The organism is Streptomyces sp. NPDC051578 (assembly GCF_044454045.1).
Lineage (GTDB): Bacteria > Actinomycetota > Actinomycetes > Streptomycetales > Streptomycetaceae > Streptomyces.
The window spans coordinates 714,060-726,128 of record NZ_JBITDH010000001.1 but is presented as its reverse complement, the minus strand read 5'-3'; the positions used below and the strand labels follow the sequence as shown (position 1 = coordinate 726,128).

Annotated in this window: 13 protein-coding genes; 12 read left to right on the top strand and 1 reads right to left on the bottom strand. The window is 72.2% G+C overall.

Features of this window, described 5'->3' with window-relative positions; translation table 11 throughout:
• Positions 1-33: 33 nt before the first annotated feature.
• The 7 genes from ACIA6C_RS03305 to ACIA6C_RS03275 all read left to right on the top strand — a co-directional run bounded on the left by ACIA6C_RS03305 (position 34) and on the right by ACIA6C_RS03275 (position 6,760).
• Positions 34-1,026 carry a glycosyltransferase family 2 protein gene (locus ACIA6C_RS03305; RefSeq protein WP_399272564.1) on the top strand — a complete coding sequence of 331 codons (993 nt, stop codon included), beginning with the start codon at positions 34-36 and terminating at the stop codon, positions 1,024-1,026.
• A complete protein-coding gene (locus tag ACIA6C_RS03300) occupies positions 1,023-1,502 on the top strand; it encodes a GtrA family protein (protein ID WP_399272562.1) in 480 nt (159 codons plus the stop codon). The genes ACIA6C_RS03305 and ACIA6C_RS03300 overlap by 4 nt, the downstream gene beginning before the upstream one ends.
• 78 nt (positions 1,503-1,580) lie before the next feature.
• Positions 1,581-2,708 carry a glutamate 5-kinase gene (gene proB, locus ACIA6C_RS03295; RefSeq protein WP_329195157.1) on the top strand — a complete coding sequence of 376 codons (1,128 nt, stop codon included), beginning with the start codon at positions 1,581-1,583 and terminating at the stop codon, positions 2,706-2,708.
• A 108-nt stretch (positions 2,709-2,816) separates the two neighbouring features.
• Entirely contained in the window at positions 2,817-3,215 is a 399-nt protein-coding gene (locus tag ACIA6C_RS03290) for a hypothetical protein (protein ID WP_329202172.1), read from the top strand.
• 402 nt (positions 3,216-3,617) lie between these two features.
• Positions 3,618-4,892: a glutamate-5-semialdehyde dehydrogenase gene (locus tag ACIA6C_RS03285; protein WP_399272559.1), complete on the top strand. Its 1,275-nt coding sequence runs from the start codon at positions 3,618-3,620 to the stop codon at positions 4,890-4,892.
• Between the two features lie 77 nt (positions 4,893-4,969).
• Positions 4,970-5,536 carry a hypothetical protein gene (locus ACIA6C_RS03280; protein ID WP_399272557.1) on the top strand — a complete coding sequence of 189 codons (567 nt, stop codon included), beginning with the start codon at positions 4,970-4,972 and terminating at the stop codon, positions 5,534-5,536.
• An 81-nt stretch (positions 5,537-5,617) separates the two neighbouring features.
• Positions 5,618-6,760, top strand: a complete 1,143-nt coding sequence (locus tag ACIA6C_RS03275; RefSeq protein ID WP_399272555.1) for a hypothetical protein — start codon at positions 5,618-5,620, stop codon at positions 6,758-6,760.
• 38 nt (positions 6,761-6,798) lie between these two features.
• On the opposite strand, the gene ACIA6C_RS03270 is transcribed toward ACIA6C_RS03275, so the two are convergent.
• The gene (locus tag ACIA6C_RS03270; RefSeq protein WP_399272554.1) at positions 6,799-7,920 is read right to left on the bottom strand and encodes a M48 family metallopeptidase; all 1,122 of its coding nucleotides are present in this window, start codon (positions 7,918-7,920) and stop codon (positions 6,799-6,801) included.
• Between the two features lie 139 nt (positions 7,921-8,059).
• Here ACIA6C_RS03270 and ACIA6C_RS03265 point away from each other — a divergent pair, with 139 nt between their 5' ends.
• The 5 genes from ACIA6C_RS03265 (at position 8,060) to ACIA6C_RS03245 (ending at position 11,960) form a co-directional block, all read left to right on the top strand.
• Positions 8,060-8,227: a hypothetical protein gene (locus ACIA6C_RS03265; protein WP_361136959.1), complete on the top strand. Its 168-nt coding sequence runs from the start codon at positions 8,060-8,062 to the stop codon at positions 8,225-8,227.
• 98 nt (positions 8,228-8,325) lie between these two features.
• A complete protein-coding gene (gene nadD / locus ACIA6C_RS03260; RefSeq protein ID WP_366082360.1) occupies positions 8,326-8,943 on the top strand; it encodes a nicotinate-nucleotide adenylyltransferase in 618 nt (205 codons plus the stop codon).
• A gap of 30 nt (positions 8,944-8,973) precedes the next feature.
• The gene (locus ACIA6C_RS03255) at positions 8,974-10,674 is read left to right on the top strand and encodes an LCP family protein (RefSeq protein ID WP_399272551.1); all 1,701 of its coding nucleotides are present in this window, start codon (positions 8,974-8,976) and stop codon (positions 10,672-10,674) included.
• Positions 10,675-10,803: 129 nt separating this feature from the next.
• A complete protein-coding gene (rsfS, locus tag ACIA6C_RS03250; RefSeq protein ID WP_136215683.1) occupies positions 10,804-11,250 on the top strand; it encodes a ribosome silencing factor in 447 nt (148 codons plus the stop codon).
• A gap of 89 nt (positions 11,251-11,339) precedes the next feature.
• Positions 11,340-11,960 (top strand): histidine phosphatase family protein, encoded by a 621-nt coding sequence (locus tag ACIA6C_RS03245; RefSeq protein WP_361137024.1) that lies wholly within the window; start codon positions 11,340-11,342, stop codon positions 11,958-11,960.
• The last annotated feature ends 109 nt before the right edge of the window (positions 11,961-12,069 follow it).

Below are 12,069 nucleotides of genomic sequence, written 5' to 3'. Positions count from 1 at the left end.
CAATCACCCGTTCGGACCCAGCAGGAAGTGTTCATGACCAAGCTGTCGGTAGTTGTCCCTTGCTACAACGAAGAAGCCGTCATCGACAGCTTCGACGCCGAGATCCGCAGGGTCCTGGACGCACTCCCCGTCACCTACGAGGTCTGTTACGTCGACGACGGCAGCCGCGACGGCACCCTGGAGAAGCTCCGCAAGATCGCCGCGGAGCACGGGGAGCAGACGCGCTACGTCTCGTTCAGCCGGAACTTCGGCAAGGAGGCCGGCATGCTCGCCGGCCTGCGCGAGGCCACCGGTGACGCTGTGGTGATCATGGACGCCGATCTCCAGCACCCGCCCGAGCTGATCGCCACCATGCTCGACTACCACCGGGCGGGGCACGACCAGATCATCGCCCGGCGCACCCGCGAGGGGGACAAGAAGGTCCGCTCCGCGCTCAGCCGGCTCTACTACCGCGGCGTCAACCGCTGGGTCGACGTCGAGCTCACCGACGGTGTCGGCGACTTCCGGCTGCTCTCCCGCCAGGCCGTGGACGCGCTGCTGTCGCTGCCGGAGTACAACCGCTTCTCCAAGGGGCTCTTCTCCTGGATCGGCTTCGACACCGTCCACTTCGACTACCGCAACGCCCAACGCGAGGCCGGCGAGACGAAGTGGAAGTTCGGCTCGCTGCTGAACTACGCCATGGACGGCCTGATCTCCTTCAACAACCGGCCGCTGCGGATCGGGATCTGGCTCGGCGTGTCGCTCGTGGGCCTCACCGGGCTCTACGCGCTGTGGATCACGGTGATGGCGATGACCCACGGGGTCGACTCACCCGGCTACGTCACCCTGGTCGCGCTCATCACCGGCCTCGGCGGCGTACAGATGATCATGCTGGGGCTGATCGGCGAGTACATCGGCCGCATCTACTACGAGACCAAGCGCAGGCCCCACTTCCTGGTCAAGGAGGCGCACGGCGCGGGGCGGGCGCGGACCGAGCGCGGGGGCGCCGCCTCCGAGGCCGTGATCGTCGAGCGCAGTCGCGGATGACGGCCGACGAAACCCCGGGCACCGGCGGCCCCGGCCCCGGCCCGGACCGCAGCACGCGCCGCGAGCAGCTCGGCCAGGTCCTGCGCTTCGGCCTCGTGGGCGGGGTGAACACCGGCACCTTCTTCGGCATCTACCTGCTCCTGCACCCGTGGATGCCGTACTTCGCCGCCTACACCCTGGCCTTCCTGCTCTCGATGGTCGGCTCGTTCTTCATGAACACCTACTTCACCTACCGGACCCGGCCGACCTGGAAGAAGTTCGCGCTCTTCCCGCTCACCAACGTCACCAACTACGTGATCCAGTCGGCCGGGCTCTACGCCCTCGTCACCTGGGCCGGGATGGACACCCGGATCGCGCCGCTGGTCGCGGCCGTCGTGGCGATCCCGTTCACCTTCCTGCTCTCCCGCAAGATCCTCGTCCCCGGCGCGGTCCGCGCGGCCGGGCAGCAGCCCGCGCGGAGCCGGTCCACGCTCTGAAACCGCCGCGCGGCCCGGTCCGGCCACCCCGTAGATTGAGGATGCAAGGATCAGGTGGGCAAGGGGCAAGGGGAAGACGTGTCAGCGGCTAGGCAGAGCGTCGTGGACGCGCGCAGGATCGTGGTCAAGGTCGGCTCCTCCTCGCTGACCACCGCGGCGGGCGGCCTCGACGCCGACCGGGTGGACGCGCTGGTCGACGTACTGGCCAAGGCCCGCAGCGGCGGCGAGAAGGAGATAGTGCTCGTCTCCTCCGGTGCCATCGCCGCCGGACTCTCCCCCCTCGGGCTGCGCCGCCGCCCCAAGGACCTGGCCCGCCAGCAGGCCGCCGCGAGCGTCGGTCAGGGCCTGCTCGTCGCCCGGTACACCGCCTCCTTCGCCCGCTATGGCATCCGCGTCGGCCAAGTACTGCTCACCAGCGACGACACCAGCCGGCGGGCGCACTACCGCAACGCCTACCGGACCCTGGACCAGCTCCTGGTGATGGGGGCGCTGCCCGTCGTCAACGAGAACGACACCGTGGCCACGGACGAGATCCGCTTCGGCGACAACGACCGGCTGGCGGCCCTCGTCGCCCACCTCGTCCGTGCCGACCTGCTGGTCCTGCTGTCCGACGTCGACGGCCTCTACGACGGGGACCCGTCCCTGCCCGGCACCACCCGCGTCGAGGAAGTGCGCGGCCCCGAGGACATCGCCCACGTCTCGATCGGCAGCGCCGGCAAGGCGGGCGTCGGCACCGGCGGCATGGTCACCAAGGTCGAGGCCGCCCGGATCGCGGCGGCGGCCGGGATCCCGGTCGTCCTGACCTCCGCCAGCCAGGCGGCGGACGCCCTCGCCGGGCGCGGCACGGGCACCCTCTTCCACGCGACGGGCCGCCGCTCGGCGGACCGGCTGCTGTGGCTCCAGCACGCCTCGACCCCGCAGGGGCACCTCGTACTCGACGACGGGGCGGTGCGCGCGGTCACCGAGCGCGGCAGCTCCCTGCTGCCCGCCGGAATCGCGGCGGTGGAAGGGGAGTTCGTCGCGGGGGACCCCGTGGAGCTGCGTTCCGCGGACGGCCGGGCGGTGGCGAGGGGCCTGGTCAACTTCGACGCCAAGGAACTCCCGAGGCTGCTGGGACGATCCACCCGCGAGCTCGCGCGAGAGCTCGGACCCGCGTACGAGCGGGAGGTCGTCCACCGGGACGATCTGGTGCTGCTGGAGGGCTGAGGTTCGGTAAAACCGCCGCACGGCTGGCCAAGGACTGGTCAACTGTGAGAGGCAGACGGACCCGCGGGGTGTGGCGCAGCAGACAGGAGGCGGCTGGTGAGACGAGCGCTGACCAGCGTCGGCACCGGGGACGGTGACGGCGGCGGAGGCGGGGACCAGGGCGACACCTCCCGTCTCTGGCACGTGACCCTGAGCGTCTCCGGCAAGCCGGCCCCGCTGTGCGAGGTGCGGCGCGGGCTGGAACAGCTCGCTCATGATCACCCGTTTCTGCTGACCAGCCGGTATGCGGATGACCACGCGGAGATCCGGTACTGGGAGGAGGCGCGCGACCTCCACGACGCGGCGGCCGTCGCCCTGCGGCTGTGGGGCGAGCACCGCTCGTCGGCGCGGCTGCCCCCGTGGGAGATCGTCGGCCTGGAGGTCATCGACCGCTCGACCTACCACCAGCGCGTCGCGGAGGGCTACGGCCCACCCCCGGCCCACCCGGTCGGCGTCCACCCTTACTAGCCGCGCCGCCGTTCGCGTCCGCCGGGGCCTTTCCAGCCCCGCGGGCGTTCGTGTCCGGCGGGGCAGTTCCAGCTCGCCGGCGTTTGAGGCGCGGGTCGGGCGGAGCCCGGGTAACGGCCGGGCGGTTCCAGCCTCGCCGGCGTGTGAGGCGCGGGTCCGGGCGGAGTCCGGGAAACGGTGAAAGGGCGGGGCGGGGAGAAGGCCCGCGCAGCGGCCCCGGCCGCCGGAACGGGGCCGGGGGCCCAGGCCGCCCCCAAGGGCCGCGCTCAGCCCCCGGCTACGGCCCCCGCCCGGCCGGCGTTGCCGCGCGCTACAGAGAGGGCGGCGGCGCCCCGCGGCGGGCGCGTCTCGGGGGGTGGAATCCCGGCGGGCGCCGATCGGCCGGGGATTACCCTGGGCCGCATGACCTCGTACGACGCCCTCAGCCCCGTCACCGCCACCGCGCAGGCCGCCAAGGCTGCCGCCGCAGTCATCGCCCCGCTCCCGCGGTCCGCCAAGGACGCCGCCCTCCTGGCCATCGCGGACGCGCTGGAGGCCCGTACGGCCGAGATCGTCGAGGCCAACGCAGTCGACACCGCCAAGGCCGCCGCGGCCGGCACCAGCGAGACCGTCGTCGACCGCCTCACCCTCACCCCCGAGCGCGTCCGCGCCATCGCCTCCGACGTGCGCGACGTCGCCGCCCTCCCCGACCCCGTCGGCGAGGTCGTCCGCGGCTCGACCCTCCCCAACGGCATCGACCTGCGCCAGATCCGCGTCCCGCTCGGCGTCGTCGGCATCATCTACGAGGCCCGCCCCAACGTCACCGTCGACGCCGCCGCCCTCTGCCTCAAGTCCGGCAACGCCGTTCTCCTGCGCGGCAGTTCCTCCGCCTACGCCTCGAACTCCGCCCTCGTGGGGATCCTTTGCGACGCCATCGTCTCCGCCGGCCTGCCCGCGGACGCGATCCAGCTCGTGCCCGGCGAGTCCCGCGACTCCGTCCGCGAGCTGATGCGCGCCCGCGGCCTCGTCGACGTCCTCATCCCGCGCGGCGGCGCCTCCCTCATCAAGACCGTGGTCGAGGAGTCCACCGTCCCGGTCATCGAGACCGGTACCGGCAACTGCCACGTCTACGTCGACGCCCAGGCCGACCTCGCCATGGCGGTGGACATCCTCGTCAACTCCAAGGCCCAGCGGCCCTCCGTCTGCAACTCCGCCGAGACGCTCCTGGTCCACCGGGACATCGCCGCCGCCTTCCTGCCCCTGGCCTTGGACGCCCTCGCGGACGCCGGCGTCACCGTCCACGGGGACGGCGAGGTGCTCTCGTACGCCGAAGGCACCAAGGTGACCGCGCTGCCCGCCACCGACGAGGACTGGGCCGCCGAGTACTTGTCGTACGACATCGCGGCCGCCGTCGTGGACTCCCTCGACGAGGCCGTCACCCACATCCGCCGCTGGACCTCCGGGCACACCGAGGCGATCGTCACCACCTCCCAGGCCGCCGCCCGCCGCTTCACCCAGCTGGTCGACTCGACCACGGTCGCCGTGAACGCCTCCACCCGGTTCACCGACGGTGGTCAGTTCGGCTTCGGTGCGGAGATCGGCATCTCCACCCAGAAGCTGCACGCCCGCGGCCCGATGGGCCTTCCCGAGCTGACCTCCACCAAGTACATCGTCACCGGCGACGGTCACGTCCGGTAGCCGACCGGGCCACGCGGTGTGGCCGGATTTCCGCTCACACCCTGCCCAAAGCAGCCCCCCAGGTCTACGCTGGTCCCGTGCCGGACGACGTGGGGGGCAAGCCGTTCCCGGACGACGGTGAGCCCGACGACGACCGCGGAGGCGCGGATCAGGACTTCGCCTCCGTGGTGTTCGACGAGGCCTTCGTCCGGGACGCCGAGATTCACGAACCGAGCGCGGCCGAGCGCCAGCGAGCCGCCGACCGGGCCCGCGCCGAGGCCGCGGAGGCCGCGCGCGTGGCCGGCGGCCGCACCGGCGATGACGACTACGAGGGTTACGACGGGTACGGGTACGGCCCTCCCGGCGCCTACGGCCTCGATGAGCCCGGCTGGGAGTACGGCGGCTACGGCCACGGTTACCCGGACGGCCCCTACGGCGTCTACGGAGGCCGCCTGCGGCCCTACCGCGGACGCTCGCCCTGGCTCCGTCCGGTCGCCTGGATGCTCGCCGTCGTCATGGGACTCGGCATGGTCGCCCTGGCATTCAGCGCGGTGTACCGGAGCGCCGAAGCCGACTCGGACCCCGCCCCGGCCCCGGCCAGTACCCCGCTGCGCGAAGTCACCGGCGCGGGTGCGTTTACGTACCCCGTCGGCCGCCAACCCTGAAAGTACGACCCCTTGAGCACGACCCCACTCGCGTGACCGGAGCCGGGGGCTTCTCTACAGCGGGGACAGCGGGGAGAAGCGATGGCCGTTCCAGGAGATCCACCCAACGGCACCCCCGACGGCATCGGCGGGGGCGATGACGACTTCCGGGCGGACGAGTACCGCTCCGTCGTGTTCGACGAGGACTTCGTGCGCGCCGCCCGGCTCCAGGAGTACTCCGCCGAGGAACGCATGGGCGAGCACGCCCGGGCCGTACGCAGTCGCTCCCTCTGGTCGGCCGGCGGCCCCGGGCACCGCACCGGCACCCCCGGCAGGGGCGCCCGGCAGGGCATGCTGCTCGTCCTGCTCATCGCCACGGCCTTCGCGGCCGCCGTGTACATGGGTCTGCGCAACCCGTACGTCCCCACGCCGCAGGGCGACGCCCAGCCGCTCGGCAGCGTCGTCGTCCCGCTCGCGCCGAGCGCCCCCGTGCCCGGCGGACGCCCCGCCGACCTGTACGCGAACAGCCCGGCGGCGCAGTACGCCGTCGGGGCGGCCGGGATCAGCCTGCCCGCCGTGCGGCGCACCCCGCATTTCAGCGACAGCCAGATCGTCGCGGCGCTGTCCATCGCGAAGGACTACCTGGTGCAGTCCTCGCTGGACCCGGACGTCCTGGCCGGCACCGCCTCCCGGTCCGTACGGGTCCTGCTCGACCCGGCCCAGCAGTCCCAGTTCGACCAGAGCATGACCTCGCCCTCCGGGGACGGCCGGCACGCCGCCACCGGGTGGCTGGTCCGCTTCGACCCCGCCACCGCCGCCCTCGCCGATTCACGCGTGCGGGTGAACGGCACCCTCGGCTTCGAGGAGGTCGCCCCCGACGCGCTGGAGGTGACCAGCGACCACACCTTCGTCTACGCGGTCCGTCCCGCCACCGGTTCCCCGGCCGCCGCTGACGGGGCGTCGCTCTTCACCGTCCGGCGCGAGCTGCGGCTGCGCTTCGACCGGGCGGACCTCACGGCCCGGCGCGCGGAGCTGGTCTCGGCGTACGTGATGGCCGGGCCGGAGGACTGTGCCACCGACCCGGCGGGCGGCTTCCGCCCGCTGCTCGCGGGAGCCGAGCCCACCACCGTCGGCCCGCCGGCCAGCGACCCGTACGCCAGCGGCCACCCGAGGCGCACGGCGGGGCTGTGCGGCGTAATGGCGACGCCCCCACCCCCGGACGCCTCGGGCGCGACTGCGCCGTAAGGCGGACCCCAGGCGACAGCCAGGCCCGGCCGCCGCGGCTACTGCTCCGTAGCCCCGCCCCTGCCGTCCCCGTCGCCCTGCGCACCCTTCTGGTCCCGGCCGGCACCGCCCGCCGCCGTACCGCCGCCCGCGCCGGAACCCGAGCCGGTGAACACGTCGCGGAGCTTGCCGCCGAGGTCGCCCGCACCGCCGGCTATGTCGCCGACCAGCTTCATCAGCGGATCCTTGCTGCTGCGCACGGAGTCCGCGTAGTGCGAGGCGGACTCCCGGAAGGAGTCGCCCACCGAGGTGTCCTTGTCCTCGTCCCGCCGCGGGTAGTGGCCGTCCATGATCCGCTGGTAGTCCCGGCTCTGCGACCACTTCTTGAGCTCCGCCGCCCGCACCGTCGTGAAGGGATGTGTACGCGGCAGCACGTTGAGGATCTTCAGCACGGAGTCGCGCAGGTCGCCGCTCTCCTCGTACTCCTCGGCCTGCGCCAGGAAGGCGTCCACGTTCATCTCGTGCAGGTGGTGGCCGCCGGCCAGCTTCATCAGCCCGCGCATGGAGGCGTGCACGTCCTGCCCCGCCAGCAGCCCGGCCCGGTCTGCCGACAGCTCCGACTTGCGGAACCACTCCCGCAGCGCGGTGACGATCGCCATGATCGCCACATTGCCCAGCGGGATCCAGGCCACCTTGAGCGCCAGGTTCGTCAGGAACAGCAGGACCGTGCGGTACACGGCGTGCCCGGACAGCGCGTGGCCCACCTCGTGGCCGACGACCGCCCGCATCTCCTCCTCGTCGAGCAGCTCGACCAGGCCCGTCGTCACCACGATGATCGGCTCGTCCAGCCCGATGCACATCGCGTTCGGCTTCGGGTCCTGCTGCACGTACATCTGCGGGACCTGCTCCAGGTCCAGGACGTAGCAGGCGTCGAGCAGCATCCCGTGCAGGTGGGGGAACTGCGTCTCGCCCACCCGGACCGAATCCGACAGGAACAGCAGCCGCAGGCTCCGCTCCGGCAGCAGCCCGCTGAGGGCCTTGAACACCGTGTCGAACCCGCTGAGCTTGCGCAGCGCGACCAGCGCCGAGCGGTCCGCCGGATGCTCGTACGCCCGCGACGAGATGCCGGGGAACCTCCTGCGGTTCCGGGCCGGTACCTTCTCGGATCCGGTGTTCGTCATGACGTCCTCCCCCTGGATAGACCTGCTGTGCTCGCGTCCATCCTCTCCAACGCCTGAGTCGGCGTGAGGGTGCCCGGGGCCCCCGCATACGATGTGAGGGAAGTCTCCGCTCCCTCCCGACTCGATAGGTACCTGCCTGATGAGCCTCTCCACCACCACCCACAACCTGGTCGTTCTCGCCTCGGAGGGTGCCGAGCAGCACGGCGGCAACCACGACAGCCTGAGCCCCTACCTGACCGGTGGCGGCGCCTTCTTCGTGCTGCTGCTCCTGCTGTGGGTGACCACGCGCCTCAACCGCGACCGCTAGACCCGTTGTCCGAGCGCACCGCCCGGCCGCCCGAGCCCCCGTGCGCACGCTCGGACGCGGGTCCGGGACGCGCCGCCGGGCCAGTAGGCTCTGCGCTCATGGGAGAGCAGGGAACGCCTACCGGCCCGGTCAAGCGCCGCCTCGGCGTGATGGGCGGGACATTCGATCCGATCCACCACGGACACCTGGTGGCCGCCAGCGAGGTGGCCGCCCTCTTCCACCTCGACGAGGTGGTGTTCGTACCGACCGGCCAGCCGTGGCAGAAGTCGCACAGCGTCGTGTCCCCGGCCGAGGACCGCTACCTCATGACGGTCATCGCGACGGCCTCGAACCCGCAGTTCTCGGTGAGCCGTATCGACATCGACCGCGGCGGGCCGACGTACACCATCGACACGCTGCGGGACCTGAGCGCCCTCAACCAGGACTCGGACCTGTTCTTCATCACCGGTGCCGATGCCCTCGCCCAGATCCTGACCTGGCGCAACGCCGAGGAGCTGTTCTCCCTCGCGCACTTCATCGGAGTGACCCGGCCGGGCCACGTGCTGACCGACGACGGGCTGCCCGAGGGCGGTGTCTCCCTCGTCGAGGTGCCCGCGCTGGCGATCTCGTCCACCGACTGCCGGGCGCGCGTCGCGCAGGGCGACCCCGTCTGGTATCTGGTGCCGGACGGTGTCGTGCGCTACATCGACAAGCGTGAGCTGTACCGGGGAGTCTGAGCTTCCGGTTCAGCAGGAGAGGGGCCCGCGGTGAACGACCGACAGGATCCGTACGACCCGTACGCCGCCCAGGAGCAGCAGCTCATCGGCTACGACCCGTACGGTCGGCCGGTGTACGGGCCTGCGCCCGCCCAGGCCCCCGCTCCCGCGTACGAACAGCCGTACGGCTACGACCATCAGGGCTACGCACCCCAGCCCTACCCGCAGCAGCCGTCCGCCGCCCAGGACCACGCCGCCCAGGGCGGGACGTACGGCCAGGAGCAGTACGCCCCCGGCTACGGGTACGACACGCAGCAGGCCCAGCAGTGGATCCCCCAGCAGCAGGCCCCGCAGGGTCCGGCGCCCCAGCAGCAGGTGCCCGCGCAGCAGGCCGCACGGCAGCCGGCCCCGGACCCGCGGCCGGCCCCCCAGGTCCCCGAACCGCGACGGGCCGCCCCCGAGGCCGAGACCGGGGCCGAGACCGGGGTCGGCCGGGACTACCGCACCGAGATGTTCGCCTTCATCGACCAGCCGGACGAGGAGTCCGAGGACGTCATCGACTGGCTCGCCTTCACCGAGAGCCGCACCGAGCGCCGCGAAGAGGCACGCCGCCGCGGCCGCAACCGGATCGTCGCGCTGATCGCCGTCCTCGCCCTGTTCGTCGTCGGCGGCGCCGGCTACCTCTGGTACGCCGGCGAGCTCCCCTTCCTCGACGGGCCCGGCGGTCAGAAGAAGTCCGCGGCCGCCACCGGGGCCCAGAAGCGCGACATGATCGTCGTCCACGTGCTCAACACGAAGAAGGGCGGCTCCTCCACGCTGCTGCTCGTCGACAACGTGACCACGAAGCAGGGCGCCACCGTCCTGCTGCCGAACACCCTGAACGTCCCCAAGGAGGACGGGACCGCCCAGCCCCTGTCCAAGGCGGTCGAGGACGGCGGGATCGGCACCCGCGAGTCACTCGACTCCGTCCTCGGCACCCGCATCGGCGGCACCTGGCGCCTGGACACCCCCTTCCTTGAGAGGCTCGTCGAGCTGGTCGGCGGCATCGAGGTCGACACCGACACCGCCGTCCCGGCCGACGAGCAGGCCAAGACCCCGGCCGTGTCCCAGGGCGCCAAGCAGAGCCTGACGGGTGCGATGGCCGTCGCCTACGCCACCCACCGCGCCCAGGGCGAGCCGGAGACCAAGCAGTTGGAGCGGCTCGGCAAGGTGCTGTACGCCGTGCTGCGCAAGATCCCCGCCGACCCGAAGGCGGCGGCGGTGACCGTCGAGAGCATGGGCCAGATCCTGGACCCGGCGCTGAACGCGCAGAACCTGGGCGCCCTGCTGTCGCGGATCGGGGAGCACGCCAAGGTGGGCGCGTACCGCACCGTGGTGCTCCCCGTGAAGCCGGACGGCGGCCTCGGCGACGACGCCGGCAAGAAGGCGGTCGACGAGATCCTCGGCGGCTCCGCCGCGGCGGTCCCCGGCGCAGCTCCCCGGATCGGTCTCAAGGACGCCACCGGGGACGAGAAGGCGCAGCTCGCGGCGAAGGCGGCACTGCTGAACGGCGGCTACACGCTCGTCGAGGGCGGCAAGGCCGACAAGAGCGCGGCGCTCTCGCAGATCACCTACCAGGACGAGGCGCAGCGGGCCAAGGCGATCGAGGTGGCCAAGACGCTGGGGCTGCCGGAGACGGCGGTCAAGAAGGCCGACAGCGCGGTGAACGCGGACGTCGTGGTGGTGCTGGGCAAGGACTACAAGGCGTCCTGAGCCGCTGCGGGCCGGTCCCGCCCGGCCCCTGAGCTGTGATTTCGCCCGCGCGGAACGTTCCGCGCGGGCGGTGTCGGCGGTACATGAGACCCTTGAGAGGATCTGCCCGCCAACCCGAAAGCATGGCCAGTGACCGCCACGGACCGCTCCATCGAGCTCATCACCGCCGCCGCCCAGGCCGCGGCCGACCGGCTCGCGCACGACATCATCGCGTACGACGTCAGCGACGTGCTGTCGATCACCGACGCCTTCCTCCTCGCCTCCGCGCCCAACGACCGCCAGGTCAAGTCGATCGTGGACGAGATCGAAGAGCGCCTGCTCAAGGAACTCGGCGCCAAGCCGGTGCGCCGCGAGGGCGACCGCGACGCCCGCTGGATCCTGCTCGACTACGTCGACATCGTCGTGCACGTCCAGCACAGCGAGGAGCGGGTCTTCTACGCGCTGGAGCGCCTGTGGAAGGACTGCCCCGAGATCGAGCTCCCCGAGGACGCCAAGCTCACCATCGGCAAGGCCGAGGAGCACGCGAAGCTGCGCGAGGCGCAGGGCGACGACGAACTGGACGGTGATCTGTTCTGAGCACGACCGACACGGGCACGACCGGTACGGCCGCCTCGACCGCACCGGCCGCCGCTTCGGACGGCAACGGCGGTCGCACCGGCCGGAAGATCGTCCTTTGGCGGCACGGACAGACCTCATGGAACCTGGAGCGCCGCTTCCAGGGCTCCACGGACATAGAGCTGACCGAGACCGGTGTGGCGCAGGCGCGCCGCGCCGCCCGGCTGCTCGCGTCGATGAAGCCGGACGCCATCGTCGCCTCCGACCTGCGGCGCGCCGCCGACACGGCCGCCGAGCTGGCCACCGTCACCGGCCTCGCGGTGGAGCACGACGAGGCGCTGCGCGAGACGTACGCGGGGGAGTGGCAGGGGCTCACGCACGAGGAGATCCTCCACAAGTACGGCGAGCAGTACGCGGCGTGGAAGCGCGGCGAGCCCGTACGGCGCGGTGGCGGCGAGCTGGAGACCGAGGTGGCCGACCGGGCCGCGCCGGTGGTGCTGCGCCACGCCGACCTGCTGCCCGAGGGCGGCACGCTGGTGGTGGTCAGCCACGGCGGGACGATCCGTACGACCATCGGCCGTCTGCTGGGGCTGGACCCGTCCTCCTGGGAGAGCCTCGGCGGGCTCACCAACTGCTGCTGGTCCGTCCTCGGCGAGGGCGCGCGCGGCTGGCGCCTCATGGAGCACAACGCCGGCACGCTGCCGGAGCCGGTGCTCGGCGACGACGACTGAGCAGGTCGGTGCGGGCCGCGGCGCACGTCGGCGCGGGCGCACCGGGCACGTCGGTGCGGGCCCACGGCCGGATTTCACTTTCCGGCTGGTCACAGGCTAGAGTTCTTCT

What these genes read in the sequence shown, in the direction of transcription:
- ACIA6C_RS03285 (WP_399272559.1), top strand. Translation starts at nt 3,618, where the DNA reads ATGACCTCGTACGACGCCCTCAGCCCCGTCACCGCCACCGCGCAGGCC.
- ACIA6C_RS03300 (WP_399272562.1), top strand. Translation starts at nt 1,023, where the DNA reads ATGACGGCCGACGAAACCCCGGGCACCGGCGGCCCCGGCCCCGGCCCG.
- ACIA6C_RS03265 (WP_361136959.1), top strand. Translation starts at nt 8,060, where the DNA reads ATGAGCCTCTCCACCACCACCCACAACCTGGTCGTTCTCGCCTCGGAG.
- nadD (WP_366082360.1), top strand. Translation starts at nt 8,326, where the DNA reads ATGGGAGAGCAGGGAACGCCTACCGGCCCGGTCAAGCGCCGCCTCGGC.
- ACIA6C_RS03305 (WP_399272564.1), top strand. Translation starts at nt 34, where the DNA reads ATGACCAAGCTGTCGGTAGTTGTCCCTTGCTACAACGAAGAAGCCGTC.
- ACIA6C_RS03275 (WP_399272555.1), top strand. Translation starts at nt 5,618, where the DNA reads ATGGCCGTTCCAGGAGATCCACCCAACGGCACCCCCGACGGCATCGGC.
- ACIA6C_RS03270 (WP_399272554.1), bottom strand. Translation starts at nt 7,920, where the DNA reads ATGACGAACACCGGATCCGAGAAGGTACCGGCCCGGAACCGCAGGAGG.